This is a genomic window from Acinetobacter sp. ACIN00229 (genome assembly GCF_016106645.1).
GTDB lineage: Bacteria > Pseudomonadota > Gammaproteobacteria > Pseudomonadales > Moraxellaceae > Acinetobacter > Acinetobacter oleivorans.
This window is the reverse complement of the sequence record NZ_JADWOM010000004.1, coordinates 151,452-171,356: the sequence shown is the minus strand read 5'-3', so window position 1 is coordinate 171,356 and position 19,905 is coordinate 151,452. Positions and strand designations below refer to the sequence as shown.

Annotated in this window: 21 protein-coding genes and 1 pseudogene; 7 read left to right on the top strand and 15 right to left on the bottom strand. The window is 37.3% G+C overall.

The genetic code is table 11. The features are described 5' to 3' along the window. Positions 1-222: 222 nt before the first annotated feature. The 3 genes from I7H67_RS05165 to I7H67_RS05155 all read left to right on the top strand — a co-directional run bounded on the left by I7H67_RS05165 (position 223) and on the right by I7H67_RS05155 (position 1,235). Positions 223-375, top strand: coding sequence for a hypothetical protein (locus I7H67_RS05165; RefSeq protein ID WP_151987509.1), 153 nt, complete (start codon positions 223-225; stop codon positions 373-375). A gap of 153 nt (positions 376-528) precedes the next feature. Next, positions 529-660, top strand: a complete 132-nt coding sequence (locus I7H67_RS05160) for a hypothetical protein (RefSeq protein WP_320158869.1) — start codon at positions 529-531, stop codon at positions 658-660. Between the two features lie 341 nt (positions 661-1,001). Then, the gene (locus I7H67_RS05155; protein ID WP_140947354.1) at positions 1,002-1,235 is read left to right on the top strand and encodes a hypothetical protein; all 234 of its coding nucleotides are present in this window, start codon (positions 1,002-1,004) and stop codon (positions 1,233-1,235) included. Positions 1,236-1,349: 114 nt separating this feature from the next. Here the strand turns inward: I7H67_RS05155 and I7H67_RS19845 are convergent. From I7H67_RS19845 to I7H67_RS05145, 3 genes and pseudogenes are all read right to left on the bottom strand, one after another. Next, positions 1,350-1,448 (bottom strand): annotated as a pseudogene (locus I7H67_RS19845) (aminotransferase); the annotation flags it as partial. Between the two features lie 37 nt (positions 1,449-1,485). Continuing rightward, on the bottom strand, positions 1,486-2,112 hold the full coding sequence (locus I7H67_RS05150) for a hypothetical protein (protein ID WP_198307268.1): 627 nt from the start codon (positions 2,110-2,112) through the stop codon (positions 1,486-1,488). A gap of 194 nt (positions 2,113-2,306) precedes the next feature. Beyond that, positions 2,307-3,167, bottom strand: coding sequence for an EamA family transporter (locus I7H67_RS05145; RefSeq protein ID WP_198307267.1), 861 nt, complete (start codon positions 3,165-3,167; stop codon positions 2,307-2,309). A 118-nt stretch (positions 3,168-3,285) separates the two neighbouring features. Between I7H67_RS05145 and I7H67_RS05140 the strand changes: the two genes are divergently transcribed. Beyond that, positions 3,286-3,753, top strand: coding sequence for an Lrp/AsnC family transcriptional regulator (locus I7H67_RS05140; protein WP_198307266.1), 468 nt, complete (start codon positions 3,286-3,288; stop codon positions 3,751-3,753). 88 nt (positions 3,754-3,841) lie between these two features. Here I7H67_RS05140 and eat read toward each other — a convergent pair whose 3' ends face one another. Further along, a complete protein-coding gene (gene eat, locus I7H67_RS05135) occupies positions 3,842-5,257 on the bottom strand; it encodes an ethanolamine permease (RefSeq protein WP_198307265.1) in 1,416 nt (471 codons plus the stop codon). A gap of 180 nt (positions 5,258-5,437) precedes the next feature. Here eat and I7H67_RS05130 point away from each other — a divergent pair, with 180 nt between their 5' ends. The 3 genes from I7H67_RS05130 (at position 5,438) to I7H67_RS05120 (ending at position 9,182) form a co-directional block, all read left to right on the top strand. After that, positions 5,438-6,439, top strand: a complete 1,002-nt coding sequence (locus I7H67_RS05130; RefSeq protein WP_198307264.1) for a phosphotransferase enzyme family protein — start codon at positions 5,438-5,440, stop codon at positions 6,437-6,439. Positions 6,440-6,513: 74 nt separating this feature from the next. Continuing rightward, on the top strand, positions 6,514-7,839 hold the full coding sequence (locus I7H67_RS05125) for a haloacid dehalogenase-like hydrolase (protein ID WP_198307263.1): 1,326 nt from the start codon (positions 6,514-6,516) through the stop codon (positions 7,837-7,839). Positions 7,840-8,147: 308 nt separating this feature from the next. Beyond that, the gene (locus I7H67_RS05120; RefSeq protein WP_002157169.1) at positions 8,148-9,182 is read left to right on the top strand and encodes an AraC family transcriptional regulator; all 1,035 of its coding nucleotides are present in this window, start codon (positions 8,148-8,150) and stop codon (positions 9,180-9,182) included. A 156-nt stretch (positions 9,183-9,338) separates the two neighbouring features. Here I7H67_RS05120 and I7H67_RS05115 read toward each other — a convergent pair whose 3' ends face one another. The 11 genes from I7H67_RS05115 to pcaF form a co-directional block, all read right to left on the bottom strand. Next, positions 9,339-10,679 (bottom strand): aspartate aminotransferase family protein, encoded by a 1,341-nt coding sequence (locus tag I7H67_RS05115; RefSeq protein ID WP_198307262.1) that lies wholly within the window; start codon positions 10,677-10,679, stop codon positions 9,339-9,341. 246 nt (positions 10,680-10,925) lie between these two features. Beyond that, a complete protein-coding gene (locus I7H67_RS05110) occupies positions 10,926-11,480 on the bottom strand; it encodes a TetR/AcrR family transcriptional regulator (protein WP_198307261.1) in 555 nt (184 codons plus the stop codon). Positions 11,481-12,130: 650 nt separating this feature from the next. Further along, the gene (locus I7H67_RS05105; protein WP_198307260.1) at positions 12,131-13,426 is read right to left on the bottom strand and encodes a hypothetical protein; all 1,296 of its coding nucleotides are present in this window, start codon (positions 13,424-13,426) and stop codon (positions 12,131-12,133) included. Positions 13,427-13,527: 101 nt separating this feature from the next. Continuing rightward, positions 13,528-14,430 carry a reverse transcriptase family protein gene (locus I7H67_RS05100; protein WP_198307259.1) on the bottom strand — a complete coding sequence of 301 codons (903 nt, stop codon included), beginning with the start codon at positions 14,428-14,430 and terminating at the stop codon, positions 13,528-13,530. After that, positions 14,420-14,713, bottom strand: coding sequence for a helix-turn-helix domain-containing protein (locus I7H67_RS05095; RefSeq protein ID WP_000930833.1), 294 nt, complete (start codon positions 14,711-14,713; stop codon positions 14,420-14,422). Before I7H67_RS05095 ends, I7H67_RS05100 begins: the two co-directional genes overlap by 11 nt. A 66-nt stretch (positions 14,714-14,779) precedes the next feature. Beyond that, a complete protein-coding gene (locus I7H67_RS05090; RefSeq protein WP_000681895.1) occupies positions 14,780-14,935 on the bottom strand; it encodes a hypothetical protein in 156 nt (51 codons plus the stop codon). 357 nt (positions 14,936-15,292) lie between these two features. After that, a complete protein-coding gene (locus tag I7H67_RS05085) occupies positions 15,293-15,676 on the bottom strand; it encodes a PaaI family thioesterase (protein WP_004709473.1) in 384 nt (127 codons plus the stop codon). Positions 15,677-15,754: 78 nt separating this feature from the next. Beyond that, entirely contained in the window at positions 15,755-16,360 is a 606-nt protein-coding gene (locus I7H67_RS05080) for a carbonic anhydrase (RefSeq protein WP_013198400.1), read from the bottom strand. Further along, a complete protein-coding gene (gene paaX, locus I7H67_RS05075; RefSeq protein ID WP_000062822.1) occupies positions 16,347-17,312 on the bottom strand; it encodes a phenylacetic acid degradation operon negative regulatory protein PaaX in 966 nt (321 codons plus the stop codon). The genes I7H67_RS05080 and paaX overlap by 14 nt, the downstream gene beginning before the upstream one ends. 53 nt (positions 17,313-17,365) lie before the next feature. Further along, positions 17,366-18,655 carry a phenylacetate--CoA ligase PaaK gene (paaK, locus tag I7H67_RS05070; protein ID WP_013198401.1) on the bottom strand — a complete coding sequence of 430 codons (1,290 nt, stop codon included), beginning with the start codon at positions 18,653-18,655 and terminating at the stop codon, positions 17,366-17,368. A gap of 40 nt (positions 18,656-18,695) precedes the next feature. Then, the gene (gene pcaF, locus I7H67_RS05065) at positions 18,696-19,904 is read right to left on the bottom strand and encodes a 3-oxoadipyl-CoA thiolase (protein ID WP_013198402.1); all 1,209 of its coding nucleotides are present in this window, start codon (positions 19,902-19,904) and stop codon (positions 18,696-18,698) included. Between the last annotated feature and the right edge of the window lies 1 nt (position 19,905).

Here is a 19,905-nt window from a genome sequence, read left to right as displayed (position 1 = left end):
AACATTAAATACAATAGCTATTTAACTATATGTTAACTCTTGTATTTGATTAAAATTTCCTTCCACTTATATATCAACACTCTATTTGACTCAAAGAAATATTATGTCGATAATTGAAAACTTTTAGGCACATATCTCTACATAGAGTTCTCATAATCACCGCAATGTAACTGAATTAAAAGCCTACGATAAAGCTTCCTTACTATTATTAAGAAGTTTAAAATGTCTGATTTCAAAGAATTTTCAAAAAAAACCACACAAAATCAAAATGACTCTAATGCTCAACCTACTGAGGATAAAACTGAAAACCCCGAACAAACCCCTGAAACAGAAAAAAATCCTACCGAAAATAATAATCAAGAAAAAAAGGAATAAATAACTTATTAACTCAAAAGCTCTATATTAAATAGAGCTTTTGTTTCACACCATATTAATTATAAAATATTTAATTTAAAATTTTTATATTAAAAATTATCTAAAATGGTACATATATTTTTTAAACAAGTCCAAATCTTGCACTTAATATTAATTCAACTCTTTTTTGCGCGGCAAAAAAATCAATATCTTCACTTATCCAAAATGTATGAAGCTGCCCATGTAAATGAAAATGCTCTTTATTATATTCAGAACCATGATCGGAATAATGACTATCTACTCTGAAATGATTTTGATCATCCTTTCTTTTCTTCCCATCAAGTATACCGCCAATACAGATATCCATTTTAATACCAATAATTAATCGAAATTGACTATAACACATAGGCCACTGTGGCTTTAAAAAGAGTTGTTACTAATATTTTTTACAGCATAATAAAATATTGCCATTTGGAGTGTATCTACTTAAATTTACAAGGAATAAATATATATTTTGCATATCTAAAATACTTTGATATTTAATATGAATATTGATTTATCTAAAATTTATAACATTTTCAAAATAATTCTTCTTAGCGGAGTTAAATCTCTATATGCTGTATGTACCTCTTAGAGAAATTATTCCAATGTCCCAGCAGCCCCTGCTACAAGAATTAAACTCCAGAATCGACTATTACTCTACAAGAACAGACTACCCACTACGAAGAATTTTGATAGGTTACAGAACATACGCAAAATTGATGCTATGTTCATCTTTCGCAGATGAGGTTATAAATTCTGCAATTGATCCAAACAAACGGAAATATAAAAAGTTAAAAATCAAAGTCACTAAAGATGACAATCAACTTGATCTTGAATAAATTAATTCGTTCATTAGTTTTATAGAAAACTGATTTAATTATATAAAAAATTAAAATCCTTTTTGAAATATCACCGTTTTTAACTCTCAAAATGATTAGAAAATAACAAATGGGCATTTTCTTTTGCTCATTTACAATTTCAATGACCGTAAGATGATAATGACCAATACTGGCAATATTGTCGTAAACATCCAGATAGTGATGCCCTGCTGCTACCGATTTGAACCAAGAAAATAATTTGCTCTTAAACTTATTTTTTCACAGGCAGTAGTAAAACGGGGTCTTCAATGTCATAACCAGTTTCTTCTGGAACCCCCAGATATTTAACGACAACCAACCTATTATTGTGTTTAGGCACACTATAATTTTGGGAAATTTTTATTGCTTTGGTGTAATGAACCGCAATGTGCGTCTTACTTTGTAAAGACGGCGATTTTACAACATATTCTGTTTTATATTGCGTGATCTTTCCGGAAGGATCAAACCAAGATGATACTTGATTCTGATGCGTTTTTAAGGTCTGAATTTTTACAGTCTTACTATTACTTACGATCAAAGGAGTTAAATTTTTTTTAATTTTATTGAGAGCCTTATCAAACGCTGTACTATCTTGATCATAATCAATCTTATGTGTTTTTGGATTGATATAGAGAGATTTAACCTCAATAAGTTTGTCAGGCGATTTACTATTTAATAGATAATAATATAGTTGTGGTAAACGTCCTCGACCATCTTCGTAGTGTCTTAATATATAAAGTTTCTTCTCTTTTTGTTGATAGCCCAATACTTCAATTTTTTGTCCACCACCCACTGTCGCATAACTATGCGCGGACAACGTAAGAATCGTGCTAAAAGTTAGAAATTTTAGAAATTTCATCAGTTCATATCCTTGTGATCTGGTAACTATATTGTATAAATATCAATCAGATTAAAATGATACTTGAGTAAGTAATACTTGCTGTTTTTATATTCTTTTTGTACAGAGGCAGCCTTTTTAAGGGGGCTTATTATTTATCCCCCTTCAAAACGACTCATCCAGCTTTAGATATATGCCATCATAGACAAATGGTCTTATGCAGTATTACGTTTATAGGAGAAATAAGAACACCCCGCACACGATGCCATAATAATTGTTATTCCAATGATCTGAAAATGATTTAATCGTTCATCTAAAATCAGCCATCCAGCCAAAGCACTCACCGCGGGTGATGCGCTCACTAATATTCCAAAAACTCGAGGATGCAGTTTTTTCATAGCAACCATATCTAATATGAAGGGAATTGCACTTGCTAGCATCGCCATGAGTAAACATGTCAAAAGAATCGTATAACTATCAAAAATATGGATAATGTGAGATGCACCTAAAGGCGTTGCAAAAAAAGCCGCCAAGAACATTCCAGTTGCAACAGAGCTTCCTCCACCTTGTGCAACTCTAGAGCCATAAATAACGTATAGCCCCCAACCCACGGCAGCCACAAGCGCATACGCCATACCAATAAAGCTAAAGTTATTGTTTGAATTGCCCATAGGTAAAAAAAGCAAACCAATAAGAGATAATGCTCCCCAAAAATAATCTAATTTATTTTTAGACATTAAAATAGCAACCGTAAGTGGTCCCAACACTTCGATGGAAATAGCGATTCCAACAGACATATAAGAAAATGCTTTATAAATTAAAGTATTCATTAATGTGAGGATGGCCCCATAAATAATGAGATTTTTCCAATTGGTCTGTCTGTTCCAGTCTCTCCAAGGTTTATAAACAATCCATAAGAAACATGCTGCTAAAGCAAGTCGAGTTAAGGTCACTCCTTCTGCACTCAGAATTGGAAAAAGGGCTTTTCCTATTGATGCTCCTATTTGCACAGAAACTAAAGATAGAAATGCGGCTGCAAATGCAATGCCTTGCTTGGAGTTTGTCTCAATCATCATATTTACCACTCTGGGAATGATTGAAATTTTAATTCTATATAATCAATATATTTCTTCTATTTGCCTCAATAAAACGATTAAATAACTCTATATTTAAAGCTTAATGAGAGATTTACTCATGTCAGATATTTCTTTAGATAATTTTGATTATGCAATCTTAAGAATACTTCAAAAAGACAATAAAACTTCGCATCGAGAAATTTCTGAAAAAATTGGCCTATCCTCCGCTTCTGTTCAAAGACGTATATCTCGTATGGAAGAAAAGGAAATTATTTTAAGAAATTGCGCTATTTTAAATCCGCTAAAATTTGGAGAAAAAATTACTTCTATTATTGAAGTCCGACTTAGCGAAGACCGCTCTATAGTGATGGATAGAGCGAAGCAATACTTTGCTTCTGTTGAAGAAATTCAACAGTGCTACTTTGTAAATGGTGGTGTCTCTTTTATCATTATCATGCTGAGCAATAACTTATCTCATTTTGAAAGTTTAGTTAGAAAACATTTTGCTGATAATGAAGATGTAAAAACATATCGGACCTTAATTGTTTTGGACCGTGTAAAAGTAAACTTTGAGTTAAATATTTAAACTTTTCTATTTTGGCTTCTAAACTTTTTAGTCGTTTTATAAAACTTAAAAAGAGGCCGAAGCCTCTTTATTTTTACTGCAATGAAAATCAGTCATCAATCATGGCAAACTCTTGTTCAGGCGTGCCTTTCACCAAATGATGACGGCTATATAACAAGTAATAGAGTATAAATCCGACATAAATCAGCGCAGCCAATAACCAAACTTTTGGATTAACCATTAACCCTGCAACTACGGCAACAGCGGCAAGAATCAAGGCAATACAAGACGTCCAAACTCCACCAGGCGTTTTATAAGGACGAGGTAATTCAGGGCGAGACAAACGTAATTTGATATGTGAGAGCATCATCAACACATAAGAGATTGTTGCACCGAATACAGCCATTAAAATGAGTAAGTCACCCTCCCCTGTTAAAGAGAGTAAGAAGCCAATAATGCCCGGAATGATAATGGCCCAATATGGCGCTTTATTTTCATTGGTGAGCGATAGGTTTTTTGGTAAATATCCCGCACGTGACAATGCAAAAATTTGACGTGAATATGCATAAATAATTGAGAAGAAACTTGCGACAAGTCCAGCAAGACCTACAAAGTTAACAAAGCTCGCCAACCATGTGTGCTGACCATACACCGCAATAAGTGCATCAACTAAAGGTGCCCCTGAATTTTTTAAAGCATTTGAACCCGCAGCGCCTGCTCCCAAAAATAAAATTAAAAGTGCAAACGATGCCAATATCAACATTGAACCAATCAAACCGCGTGGCAATGAACGTACTGGATCTTTTGCTTCTTCGGCTGCAAGTGGTACCCCTTCAACCGCAAGAAAAAACCAGATGGCATAAGGTACTGCGGCCCATATTCCCATATAGCCAAACGGTAAAAAGCTACTCGCACCTGCATGAGAACTGACTGGAATATCAAACAACCGTGCACTGTCAAAATGTGGAAGCATCGCAACAATGAATACGACCAGTGCAATACAAGCAACGGCGGTAATTCCAAACATGATTTTAAGCGCTTCACCTGCACCTTTCAGATGAATACCCATAAAAACTAAATAGCAAATTAAATAAACAGCCCAGCCGCCAATTCCAAAGAGTGATTGGCAATATGAACCGATAAATACGGCAATCGCGGCAGGTGCAATTGCGTATTCAATTAAAATCGCAGTTCCTGTGAGGTATCCTCCAAAAGGACCAAATGCAACACGGGCAAAACTATAGCCACCGCCAGCAGTGGGCAACATCGTCGACATCTCAGACATCACAAAGCTCATGCAGAGATACATAAACGCGACGATGACTGTTGCAATAAAGAGTCCTCCCCAGCCGCCTTGTGCCAACCCAAAATTCCAACCCGCAAAGTCACCCGAAATGACGTAAGAGACACCCAGCCCCACTAAAAGTAACCAACCTACTGCCCCCTTTTTTAACTGACGTTTTGCAAAATACTCTGCGTCCTGTTGTAAAGCACCAACATCTACGCTTAATTCAGATTCTTTCATTGTCGTATGCCTTATCGACTAAATTTACACCACCAATAGTTGCGCAAAAGATATTCATAAAACTTGACAGCAAAACATCTCCCCGACCACTTGAAGTCAAGTTGATTCATTTTTTCTTTTATAAGATCGACGGCATCTCAACACGAAACGTGTTTAAAAATTAAATTGAGGAGATGGGTTATGTCTGTAGAACAAAATGAATTTTTAAGCCAAGTTCAATTACAAACACTGGCAGAACAAGCAATTAAGCAGTATCCATCAGACTATCAAGGACAGGTCAAACTACTGTGTCAGTCTGAAAATGCAACCTATCAAGTTTCGACTGGATCTGCCCGCTATGCACTTCGAATTCACCGTCCGAACTATCACAGCAAACTCGATATACAAAGTGAGCTTGAATGGTTAGATGCTTTAAATGCCAGCGGTATTCAAGTGCCTGTTGCGATTGCAGATCAATCGGGTGAGCGCGTCATTACCTTGAAACTATCGAATGATATTTATCGGTATGCAGTTCTTTTTAACTGGGTTGAGGGCGATATGCCGACTGTTGAAGTTGACCCAACTGCATTTGAACAATTAGGACAAATTACCGCAAAGTTGCACTTACATAGTAAGACATGGCAAGCGCCTGAAAACTTTCAACGTATTGTGTGGAACCATGAAACCATGGTCGGTGCAGATGGTCACTGGGGAAACTGGAAAAATGCACCTCATTTAAGACCACAAGATCACGGCGTAATTGAAGAAGCGATTGCACAGATTTCGAAAGATTTAAATTTCTTTGGCAAAACTCAGGAACGCTATGGCCTGATTCATGCCGATTTGCGTTTAACCAATTTATTACTACAACAAGAACGTATCGGCGTGATCGATTTTGATGACTGCGGAATGAGCTGGTTTATGCATGATCTCGCCGCTGCAATTAGCTTCAATGAACATTATGCAAATGCACCTCATTGGGTTGATTACTGGTTAAAGGGCTACGAGCGCGTAGGTCATATTCAGTCTGAAGAATATGAAATGATCCCGACTTTTATCATGCAACGCCGCATTCAAATGATGGCTTGGAATGGTTCTCACGCACAAACAGAAATGGCTCAAAGTCTTGGCGATCAATGGTCCAATGAAACTGTGCGTCTCTGTAAAAAATATCTAAACGGACAAATGCCTGTCGGAATTTGAAAAGTGATTTAGATCGCTTTTCTTCATTTTCAATTTTTAGTTTTTAAATTTTATAGAATTTAAAGGAAGGGTTTATGCAAGCTACCCATCAACTGAGCAAAGTTGCCAAAGCACTATTACTCACCAGTAGTCTGGCAAGTATGATTGCTCTAAGCGCATGTAATTACAACCCTATACAAAGTACATCTCCCGCAGTCGCTATTCCCAAAAAGGAATATATCCAAAAAGGTCAATGGGACGCTTTTAACTTTGACCAACTTAACCAATTGATTGCTAGCTATGGAAAAGATAGCCCTAACTATAATCCTGACAAACGCCCGTATATTGTCACTGACTTTGACAATACCTCGGTATTTTTAGACATCGAAGAAGCAACTTTAATTTATCAGCTTGAACACTTAGCATTTAATGTCACGCCAGAGCAGCTTAATCAGATTATTCGTAAAGGGATTAGCTCGCAAAACTTTGAAGCGGCCTACAATAACCAGCAAGGCCAAGCCGTCAATATTAATAAAATTGCCCCAGATATTATTGCCAGCTACTCATGGCTTTATCACCACTATAGCGGTCTAAAAGGCAAGCAAAGTCTGGATCAAATTAAACAAGATCCGCATTATCTCGATTTCATTACTAAAATGAGATATCTATATGCGGCGATTGGAGACACGTTTGATCATGAAGTTGCATATCCGTGGGTCACTTATTTATTTACTGGGCTTACCGAACAAGAAGTCCGTAATTTGGTAAAAGCAACGGTGGCTTGGCAAATGCAGCAACCGATTGGACCTGTGACATGGACATCCCCAGCAGCACTTTCTGGCCAAGCTGGTGTTGTTAAAACGACTTGGGAAAATGGTTTAAGACCATACCGAGAAATGCAAAATCTATTTAAGGCCTTTCAGGACAATGGCATTGATGTCTATGTCTGCTCGGCATCTTTTATTGATGTGATTAAGGAAATTATTTCTAATCCAGAGATCGGCTATAACATTAATGAAAAAAATGCCTACGCGATGGAGTTAGAGCGAGATGCACAAAATCGAATTTTACCCGAGTTTCGTCATGGCTATGCGCAAACTCAAGGTAAAGGCAAAACCGCAACCATCCAGCGCTTTTTAGTCTCTAAATATGGTTACGGACCAATTTTTATCGCGGGTGACAGTGAAGGCGATCAAAATATGATGCAAGATTTTGCAGCGACTCAGAAGGTACTAATTATCAATCGATTGCGCAGTCCAAGTTCAGATATTGGAAAATTTTCTCAGCAGGCTGTGCAGAGCTATGGTCAAGCCAATACTAAGTTCTTACTACAGGGCCGCGATGCCAATACAGGTCAATTTAGACCCTCAATGGCCAGTTTAAGTTATGGCGCGCAAACGGCAAAAACTACAAAAAATTAATATTTCACTTATTTTCTCATGCCTACAATAGATGTTGTATGCATGAGAAGCCGCTTAATTTCTTGTTTTAGTTCTGCCCTGTTTGCCTATCTCTAATGCATTTTCTGCCTTCTTTTAGTTCGCTACCCAACCTTAAATACAACTCTTGATCTCTTCTTAAAGAATCAAATCTGAAACTTAAAACAGAAACACATAAGTCATTATTTTATAAAAGTTTTTAACAACACAAAATCATGGACGCAAGCAAAAACTGGTATGGCTTTTGCTTAATATAAGAATAGTTAGGAATAAATATCATGAGACTTGACATGTTACATCTCAACCCAGCTCATCTTGTCGATTCAAATATGTGTAATCAAGGTGTATTGTCTGCAGCTGCCTCTGGATTAAGCGAGTTTATTCGTCAAAAAGGTGCAGATGTTGATCGCGTTTTAGGTATTAGTGGTATTAATCCTGAACTTTTAATTAGCCCAACGTTGAGCTTACAACTGCCCAATTATTGCAAGGTGCTAGAACAGGCAGCACTGGTTTCTGGTTGTGATAATTTTGGCCTGCATTATGGTCAACAGTTTCAACCGAAATCCTTAGGGCTCATTGGGTACATTGGTCTTTGTTCAAATACATTAGAATCTGCACTTATGAACATGACCAATAACTTTTATTTGCATCAGAAAGATACGCTTAATCGAATGGTCGATTTAGGAGATAGCTGGCGCATAGATTATCAGGTTCAACACGGCGCGATTTTAACTCGCCGCCAAGATGCAGAACTGACCATGGGCATGTTTATGAATGTGATTCGTGAAGTGATGGGTCCTCATTATTCACCTCGCGCGATTCACTTTGAGCATACTCGACCTGAATTTTGGCAAGAACACAGCAAATTATTTAACGCGCCTGTTTATTTTGATCAGCCTTTTAACTCCATCATCATTTCAAAAAAAGACGTCCAACATACTATGCCTGGGCGTGATTCTATTTTATTAACAGTGATTTTAGATACGCTGCTGTTACTCAATCGCTCTTCTCAAAGTCAAAGTCTTGCAGATCAAGTTCGCTCTCACATCCAACTTGAACTGAGTGAAGGTGAACCAAATCTTGAAAAAATCGCTCACGATATTGGTTTAACCAGTTGCACCCTTACTCGCCGTTTAAAAAATGAAGGACTCACCTTTACCCATTTAGTGGATCAGGTCCGTTGTGAGTTAGCCGAACATTATATTAAACAAAAAAATATTCCAATTTCAGAAATGGCATTCCTGCTAGGTTACTCAGAAGTAAGTGCTTTATCTCGTGCATTTAAGCGCTGGTTTGGTGTGACTCCACGTCAATTAAGACACTAAAACATCACAAATACAGGCCTTGAATAAAGGCCTTTTTATTATTTAACTAATTCGAGATAACGTCTAAAGACACATAAGATAATTGAACAACAAAATACCCTTCAAATTAGATTTAACATCCAACTTGAAGGGCATTTTTTTTATATCTAAAGTGACTTACTTTAATTTTGTTAAGGCTTGATCTAAAGCACCAACTAACCAATCGATATCTTTTATTTGGAAAGCCAAAGGTGGGCGCAGTTTTAATACATTGCCATAAGGACCTGCAACTGAGGTTAAAACTCGATGAGTATTTCTGAGCTCTTCAATAAGGTTCAAAGCCAATGCTTTATTCGGTTCTTTTGTGGCTCTATCTTTGACCACTTCAAAACCTATAAACAGACCTGCGCCACGGACATCACCAACCATCTCATGTTTATCCATAAGTTTAGTGAGTTCTTTGAGAAGTAGCCCTCCCACATATTTACTATGGGTTTGTAATTCTTCTTCCTGAATAACTTTAAGTACAGCCTGTGCCGCTGCCATAGAAACAGGATTACCGCCAAAGGTATTAAAATATGGAATTTTGTCGCTAAAAGCAGCAAGGACTTCACTCTTGGCTAAAAGTCCTGACACTGGAACTCCGTTACCCATTGGCTTACCTGTGGTAATGATATCAGGCACAACATTGTGGCGACCAAAGCCCCAGAAAGAATCACCAGTGCGCGCGAAACCCGGTTGTACTTCATCCGCAATAAAGATACCGCCATTTGCATGCACAACATCAACCGCTTTTTGTAAGAACCCAACAGGATTAGGCATTACACCGTCAGAAGAGAATATTGAGTCCGCTAAAAAACCTGCAAACTTAATACCTTTTGCATTCATATCATCAATTTGCTGTTGAATTTGCTGCGCGAACCATGTGCCCAAATCATCAGTTTGAATTCGATAATAATCGGGTGCTGGAACTAGACGAGTTGTAGCATCTAAAGGCTGCTCAGTTCCAAGCGCTGGAGAGCATCCTGAGGTTAAGCTACTGGTTCCATGATACGACTCTTGAGATACAATAATTCCTGTACCGCCGCTATATTCACGTGCAATACGAATCGCTAAATCATTCGCTTCTGAGCCAGTACACATATACATGGCACGGTCAATTTCATCGGGAGTGGTTTGTAAGAGTTCTTCGGTATAATCCAAAATATTTTCATGTAAATAACGCGTATGTGTATTGAGCATTTTCATTTGCTCATTTACCGCTTCAATCACCGCAGGATGACAATGACCAATACTGGCAACATTGTTGTAAACATCTAGATATTGATGACCTGCTGCATCCCATAAATATTGTCCCTGTCCTTTTACCAGATGCACGGGATTACGATAAAACAAGCGATAGGATTCACCTAAAATTTTATTTCTTTTATCGGTCAGTTTGCGGGTAGCATGGTCCAGCTCAGCAGCATGTTCTGGACGAAAGCTATTGGTATCCATAATGGTTGAACGCGTACCCATGAATGACTCCTCTATTTATATTCAGCATACTTTTGCGCGAGACGATGACTGACGTAAGCAACTCATACGCTGATTCGAAATATTTCAGTATTTGATTGAAGTTACGCAAACCATATTGCTTAAGTATCTTTAAAAAAACTTGACCTCAGACCACTTAAGCCACGATTTGAAGTCAACTCTCAAAGTTCATCCAATCGCTATTTTAGAATTAAGGCTTATGCCTTCCCCCCAAATAAGCCGAAACGTCTAAAGAAAGACATTAGAAATCATATTCCAGTGGCTTTCTCTGTCGTCTGCCCCATCTGAGCTTAAAAGCTGAATAATTGCGCCCTCAGTCATATATAAAAATAGTTTTGCGTCCTGAAAAGTCGCATCGGTTTTGAGTTTTATAAGCTGGCTATAGATTTCATTGATTAGCCATGTACGGTATTTAATTGCGACTTGATACGCTTTTGCATAAGTCAGTTTTATCTCAAAAATGGCTTTAAATAATAGGTAGTAAAGCCCCTCTAAGTCGGTGTGTAAAAGATAAAGCGCCTTGAGTTTATCTTTTACACTTGTGCCTCGGTCGTATTCAGCGATTGAAACCACTTTTTCTTTTAAACGTTCTTTTTGCACAATCAAGCAGATTTCAATAAACCGCTCTTTAGAATGAAAGTAGTTATAAAAAGTTGCTTTGGGAATTTGGCATTCTTTCACAATTCGGTCGACCCCAACCGTGTGAAATCCAAAATGGTGAAATAAATAAATCGACGTATTAATAACTTGTATGGCACGTGTTGGGAGAACTAACTTTGGCATGGTTTTACCGTTATAAATTATTGTTGTTTCTAAATGAGATACTTTTTTGGGAGAAAAAAAGGCATAGCAAAGCCGTAAAGACTGTGCGTAGCACATCTCGAGTTTGTTGTTGCTAAGTTTTAAATAAAAAAGACTTAAAGCCTGAAAACCTTAGGGCGTTCAAGCTGCTTTAATTTTTAAGCTGTGTCGTTATAGCTTTTGGCATCGAGAGCCAATAAATAATGGATGTGCAAAGCCAACTCCTTTTTATTGGGAGTTCTGCCAAACATTAAAATTATGGTGGCAGAACGAGCAAGGGTTAGCAGACTGATAGTAAGAATCAGCACACCCGAAGGTGTCCCTCACTCGTCCTACCGCAACGAGCGAGGGACGATTGATATACATGAGACTACTCCTCAGAAGGAATAATCTGATGCTCTTACTATGCGGTCTGCTAAAACCGACTGGCAATGTAGGCCAGCAGGCAAAGGATAAGCTTCACATTTATTGCAGTCAAGCACGCAAAATGACATTTGTTTTAAATTAAATCATTAGAAAAGTAAGGCTAAATAATGAGGGAGTTATTGTTAAGTTGAGAAATAAAAACAGCCTTGGGAGGCTGTTTTGGGAAGAGGAAGATGTATAATATTTGCTTTATAAGTTTTAATAATTTAACTTTTATATCCAAGTAATTCCGATTTTTTAAATATAACTCGACTGCGAACATCTGGAAGAAATTTAAAATATAAATCTAAATTATTTTTTTCAACAATTTTTTCAGCCAACTCTAGCTGATTTAAAAAAAATAAACTTTTAACGATATTCTCCAAAAAATTAGACTTAGAAAATATATGATCAAACGCATCCACAAGAGATTCTTCACTCTTTAAATCATTTTTATAATAATCAAAACCACTAAGATAATATTCTGAATATTTCATATTATCTCTAGAAAAATAAAATAAAGAATATAGATCTGCAACTAAATCTATAGTTAGTTTAGGTTCTAAATCATTGAGAATTTCCTGCTCACTTATTTCCGATTCAAAAAATTCTTCAAAACTTGTAGTCTCTCCTACACTATAAGAATCCTCAGATAAATCTACTGTATATAATTCCCTAAAATCAGGATAAAATTTATTAGCCCATATACTACACAAATCTAAAAGTAATTCGTCAGTTAGCACTATTAAACTTTTTTTCATATTAACAAATGAACACATTTCATAATTAGATTTAACTAGGTTAAGAATTTTTGATAAATCATTACTTGTTAATAAATATTGAGAATAAATTTCTTCTTTTTTTAAATCCGATCTCCATCTATCTATTGAAGGAAGCGTTAGTGAAAAATTAAAAATTTGCGCCCTAGAAAATTTTTTTGTGAAAGAACCTAACTTATATTCCTCTATTAATAATTCATTTAAATATTTAAGATTATCTAAATTTTCCTCAAGTTCTGCAAACTTATTCTTTAATACTTTGCAACTGATAATTCGCTGTTCTGTTAAATGCTTTTTATCATCCTTATCAGCAGGATATCTAAATGTTTGCCCTGTTGGATCAATTTCAGCAATATCTTTAATTGTTTGATCCAATAAATTATTTAACTTCTGAAAACGTAAATCTAACAACTCTGAATTCTGCCTAAAATAATTCCAAATATTTCCAATATCATGAGAGCTAGACAAACTAAATGAAGGCAATTTTTCATTTTTAATTTCAGCTAATTTATTGATTTCCTCAATTGAGCCTTTTAAACGCAACTCAATTGAATGCCTCATATTGAAACATATTGGATAAATAAATAAATCAACATTTTTACCTATATTTTTTAATAAATCATCTAAAATAAGATTTGCTGCTTTTGAAAAACCTTCAGCATATGTTAAATAATTAACAAAACCATTATTACCGACACAAGCATTGGCCCATGTAGGCTCAGATCCCAAAAATGTTCTATTCACTAATCTTTTCCTTTTAAAATTTCAACTTTCAAGTTTATTTAATATTTATTAATAAATATATTTTTTATTTTATTACAATCACCAAATTAGATGTTAATAAATTAAGCATAATTAATAATTTGCTTTATATAATTATTTTTACCCATTAAACGCAGGGTTGCTTGAAGGTCATTATCGATTTTCTGAAGAACTCTAATGTCCCTGTAATGTCTATGAGCTGGTTGTAAATGGCCATTTAGTATCGCTACACCAGTGACGAATTTAACACTATATTCAGGAAAGAATTTTATTTTTTCTTGCTTAATCTTATGCTGGTATTTACCTATTATTTGAATAATTTTCTTTAGAAAATTTTGATTAACAGCCCTTCCTGTAAATGAAATATCATCCACATAAACAGTCATAGTTATAGAACGACTTTTAGCCACTCTATAAATTTCATCAAACATAGATTTGTTAGCCCAAAAAGCTAATGCTGAACTTAATGGGCTACCAGTTGGAAGGCAATTCTTTACTGTGCAGATTTCAGACAAATATTTAGCGATATCAGTCGGGTATTGAAGAGTATATCCAAAAAAAGCTTGAACTTTAGCTCTAGAAGTTGAAGGATAGAAATCAGTAATATCAATATTTAAAGTATGTCCCTTAATACCCACATGTGCTTTTGCATTTGAAATTGAAGATTTAGAGCGTTTTGAATGCAAATATTCAGGGGCTTTTAAATTACCCAAAAACTTTCCAATTCTGCTATGGATTTGCTTCAATCTATCATGGGGATTTTGAATAGGTCGAACTTTTATAATGTTTCCATTATTATCAGCCTGAGTTTCATTAAAATATTGATACATTTGATCTTTTGAACGAACAATATTGTTCAACTCTTTAACAGATGAATGTAACAGGATAGCTAATCGCTTCTTACTTGTAATATGAAATAATGGAGAACTTAACAACTCCAATTCGTATACATATTTTGCATAATCAGAAGGTAGGCTACTTTCCATTTTCACTTAACCAGTTCATGAGTTTGATTACTTTACTACCAGCAAAATAACGAAATTTTCCTGATAAAGTGTCGTGCTTATCCATATTTTCAGAAAAGAACATTAAAGAAGAAACAGGGATATCAAAATATTCAGAATATTTATCTAGTAACTCTAGAGTCGGCTTTTTCTTTCCACTTTCAATTTCTGATAAGTAAGAATTAGAAATACCAAGAGATTGAGATAATTCTGTTTGAGATATGCGATGATACTTCCTTATAGCAAGTAGTGCATCATTAAGCATTTTAAAATACCTCTAATGAGTTTTTTAAAAGAGAACCACCTAAAGAAGTGTTCTCCAAGAGATAATTTAGTTTCCCAAATCATCATCTTGAAGGATGCGTTTTAGAATAAACCGCAGTACCAATAGAATAACTTTAATCCACTTCCAGCCTTTTGGAGGCTTTGGTTTATTAGCCTTATTCTCAACTTTAGGTGGCTGCTGAACGTTACTTAAATGTTTCATTTTTATCTTCCTTAACGACCAAAATTGGCCCCATTTGCGTTAAGAAGAAAAAACACTCTGGTGTTCAGCACTTGACTCTTCAAAAAGTGCCACACGCTCCATTGCGTGTGGCACTCATATCGATGGAATTATAGTCTTATAACATGTTGATAATTCAGATATCTTCATGTCATCGAGAACGGTATCCCCCCGAAGCTTGAGGTTAAACCTCCGAGTATTCACATACTCAAATAACAAAAATGGGTAAGTATCCAACAAGAAGTAACTTATTTAGCATACACCTTTTTTTGCCAATAGCAAATATTTTTTCGCTAACAGCGAATTTTTATCATTAAATAATTGTGTTTAAATTACACTTTACGGCGCAAGCCTATAACACGTAGATGTAAATAAAGCGACTCTATTATTCAAACCATCTGTTATCACCACTTCATAATGCGCGAATTTTTTACTACTTCCGACCTTGGTTGCTGTTGCAAATAACACCTTATCTTTCGCACCGCTCATATAGCGAATATCAGCCTGTAGGCCCGTATATGGCGCATCCCCTGCGTTACAAGCCATCGCAAAAGCGATATCAGCTAAAGAAAATATGACACCACCATGCACACCGCCCAAGGCATTCATGTGTTCGTCTTTCACATTAAGCTGACAACGCGCTTCATCAAAACTGCGATGCAGCACTTGAACACCTAATAATTCTGCGAATTGATCAACTGCGGTAGTTTCCATTTTTTGCACAAACGTCTCCCTACTCGTGCGAGTATTTCCCTAAATGTTATGAATCTATGTGTATTGAAATCGACTTATGAATAGCCGTTAAACGCTATCTTGTTTAATCTGATAGTTTGAAGAACTAAAATCCTTATAGGTCAGGCGGTCATCCAATTCTGAGCTTAAAGGCTCAACTTCTTGCATTGAATTTAAGCAGCGCTGTGCAAGCTCAATGTATTCTTGCGTACCGCGAGTTTTCCACTTTTTTTCTTGTTCTGATAAATCACGTGCAACCTTGGCTGGACTACCCATTGCCAATACATTTGCCGGAATAATATCTTTGGTTTTGACTAGACTATTTGCACCAATAATAGTGTTTTCACCAATTTCGGCATAGTCCAAAATTACGCTGTTCATGCCGACCAAAACATTTTTGCCAATGCGGCAGCCATGTAAAGTTGTGCCATGCCCTATGTGCCCCATTTCCTCAACTAAAGTCACGCTTTGCGGAAAACCATGTATGGTGCAGTTATCTTGTACATTGGCATTTTGCTTAATATGGATACGACCAAAATCGGCACGCAATGAAGCAAATGGCCCTACATATGCGCCTGCTTCAATAATCACATCACCAATTAAAACAGCGGTTGGGTGTACAAAAGCATCTGGGCTAACGACTGGAATAACACCGTCAATACTATAACAAGGCATGATTTAACCTCTCATTTGTCGCCACCAAACCTCCGAAACGGCGCCAATAATGTGCTGTGGCATTTGGCATTGGTCCTTCTGCTGTTGCGGCAACAGACAAGAAGTATTCATCGGCAGGTTCAAATACTTTTTTATAAATATTCATTGATAAAGTTCGTGCACTAATCGCGGGCCAGTCAGTTGGCAACAACTCAAGCGGTAATGCAGGGTCTTTCAATAAAATCCGTCGATAATAATGAATCAGCAAAGTTCGAATTTGAAAGGCCTGAACAGGTTCGAGTTGTTCATTTTCCTGCATCAACAACACGCCAATTTCTCTAAAAATATCGAGAAACTGTAGGTATCTTTGGCGTAATTCATCGATGGGCCAGTTGGTTCTGAGCATACGACCAATGGTATCGACCGAATTATTAAAGAGCTGCAAGGTTTCGGCTTTAAACACCACCACTTGCTCACTCATATTTAAGTCAACCAACAAGCGTTGCAGTTCAATACGGTTACAACCCGGATAAGCCATTAAGTTTGTCGAAATATTGGCAAATCCTAACCATTCGAGTTCTTTTTTTAACAACGCTTTATTTTCAGTGTCGAGGCTAGACATCAGAATAAGATCCCAATAATGGTCCCACTCTTTCATCTGGTCGTTATAAATGCGTTGCTCGGCTTGTAAATAAGTCGAACGGCTTGAATCGGTAATACGATAAAAACTGGTTCTGCCGATTTTGTCTGAACATAACCAATCATTTTTAACTAAACGAAAGACAGAGGTTCTTACAGCTCGGTCATTAAAACCAAATAGCTCTAATAACTGAATCAGGCTTGCAAGACTAATGTTTCCACCCCGATGAAGTACTGAATCTCCAAAAATTGTCGAAATAAGCGAAGTTCCACTTAAGGTTTCATTCTTTACAACAGAATCAATTATTTGCTGTATTTTTGCACTCATACTCATGTCTTGGCGTTTAGTTTCAGGGTATAGATTCTATACCCTGAATGATCTTGATGTTAAGCAATCTGACGCATATCGATTACCCGCTTTGCCTTACCTTCCGAACGAGGTAAGGTCGCTTCTGTAACAACTTCTACAGTAACGCTAATCCCAATCATGGTTTTAATGCGTTTCATCAACTCCTGAGCAAGTTGATTGGCCTGTATAGTACAGTTATGACACATCTCTGTACGAATATGCAAAGTATCCATATGTCCTTTTTTAGTCACCAAAATTTCATAATTAGGAACTAAATGCGGAACTTGCAAAATTTGCTCTTCAATCTGAGTCGGGAAAACGTTCACACCGCGAATAATCAGCATGTCGTCGCTACGACCCACAATTTTATCCATTTTACGCATCGCTAGATTTTCTCCAGCGAGTAAGCGAGTCAAATCACGAGTACGGTAACGAATAATCGGTAAGCCTTCTTTGGTAATAGTCGTAAAGACTAGCTCGCCAAGTTCGCCATCTTTGCAGACTTCACCCGTTTCAGGGTTAATAATTTCTGGGTAGAAATGATCTTCCCAAATGGTTAATCCCTCGCCCTCACCTAGACATTGCATCGCAACGCCCGGCCCCATCACCTCAGACAAACCATAAATATCGAGTGCTTTAATATTTAAGCGCTCTTCAATTTCACGGCGCAGTTCATTGGTCCACGGCTCGGCACCAAAAATACCGACTTTTAAAGACGTATTACGTGCAGTACCAAATTGTTGCTCAAGCTTTTCAATAATGCTCACGCAATACGATGGCGTAACCATAATTGCAGTAGGTTTAAAGTCTTGAATGAGCTGAACTTGCTTTTCAGTTTGTCCGCCAGACATTGGAATCACGGTTGCACCTAAACGCTCAGCGCCATAATGCGCGCCTAGACCACCTGTAAATAGTCCATAGCCATAAGCAACTTGAATCATATCTTTGGCACTTAAACCTGCCATGCGTAAGCAACGCGCAACAATGTCCGACCAAGTATTAATATCTTTTTGGGTATAACCCACTACAGTCGGTTTACCCGTTGTACCCGATGATGCATGTAAACGCACAATTTGCTCTTGCGGTACGGCAAACATTCCAAACGGATAGTTGTCTCTTAAATCCTGTTTAGTGGTAAATGGAAACTTCGCCAAATCATCTAAAGTTACGAAGTCATCAGGATGCACACCTGCGTCATCGAACTTTTTCTTATAGACCGGACTATTTTCATATACAAAAGTCAGGGTTTGCTTTAACCGTTTAGTTTGCAGCGCTCTAAGCTCTGCAAGTGTTAATTGCTCAACATTATCCGTTGTAAGGCTGTCCATCGCCTATCTCCTCATTATGTAATTTTTAAAACCGTCTGAATTAATTTAAATTTTCCAAAATCAGTGCGACGCCTTGTCCCACACCCACACACATTGTGCAAAGTGCATATCGTCCACCTCGTTTTTTTAGCTCACGTGTTGCCGTAATGACTAAACGTGTACCGCTCATACCGAGTGGATGTCCTAATGCAATCGCACCACCGTTTGGATTAACGCGTTCATCGTCATCTTTTAGACCGAGTTCACGCATACAAGCCAAAGATTGGGCTGCGAATGCTTCATTCAGCTCAATCACATCCATCTGATCTAGCGTTAAACCTGTTTGCTTTAAAAGTTTCTGCACAGCCGGAACAGGACCTATACCCATATATTTGGGTTCAACCCCTGCACTTGCAATGCCAATTACTCGTGCTAAAGGTTTTAAACCATGTGTATCTGCAAATTCACGGTTGGTAATTAACACACACGCAGCACCGTCATTTACACCAGAGGCATTTCCAGCAGTCACCGAACCGCCTTCTTTCTTAAAAGGCGCTTTTAGTTTTGCGAGTGCTTCAAGTGTCGTTTCACGCGGATGTTCGTCTCGATTAACCACATTCACATTTTTCTTACGGTCTACGATCTCAACAGGCAAAATTTCGTCGTTAAAAAAACCGTTTTGTTGGGCAGCAGCCGTTTTTTGTTGGCTACGAAATGCAAACGCATCTTGGTCTTCACGACTAATTTGATATTTTTCAGCTACATTTTCGGCAGTTTCAGGCATGCTGTCGGTGCCGTATTGTGCTTTAAGCTGCTTATTTACAAAGCGCCAGCCAATGGTGGTGTCATAAATCTCAGGGGTTCGGCTAAACGCTTCGGTCGGTTTAGCTTGTACAAATGGCGCACGGCTCATTGACTCTACACCACCGGCCAACACGAACTGCGCTTCACCTGCTTTAATTGAGCGTGCTGCAAGTCCCACCGCATCTAAGCCAGAAGCACACAAACGATTGACTGTCATCGCTGGCACTGCATCAGGTAAGCCTGCCAAGAGTGTTGCCATACGTGCAACATTACGGTTGTCTTCACCTGCTTGGTTAGCACATCCTAAAAATACTTCGTCTACCGTATTCCACGGTAAGTTCGGGTGTTTATCTTTTAAATATTTGATGGGCAATGCAGCTAAATCATCTGCACGTACAGCACTTAAGGCACCTGCATATCGTCCAATTGGGGTACGAATAAAATCGCAAATTAAAACGTCTTCCATG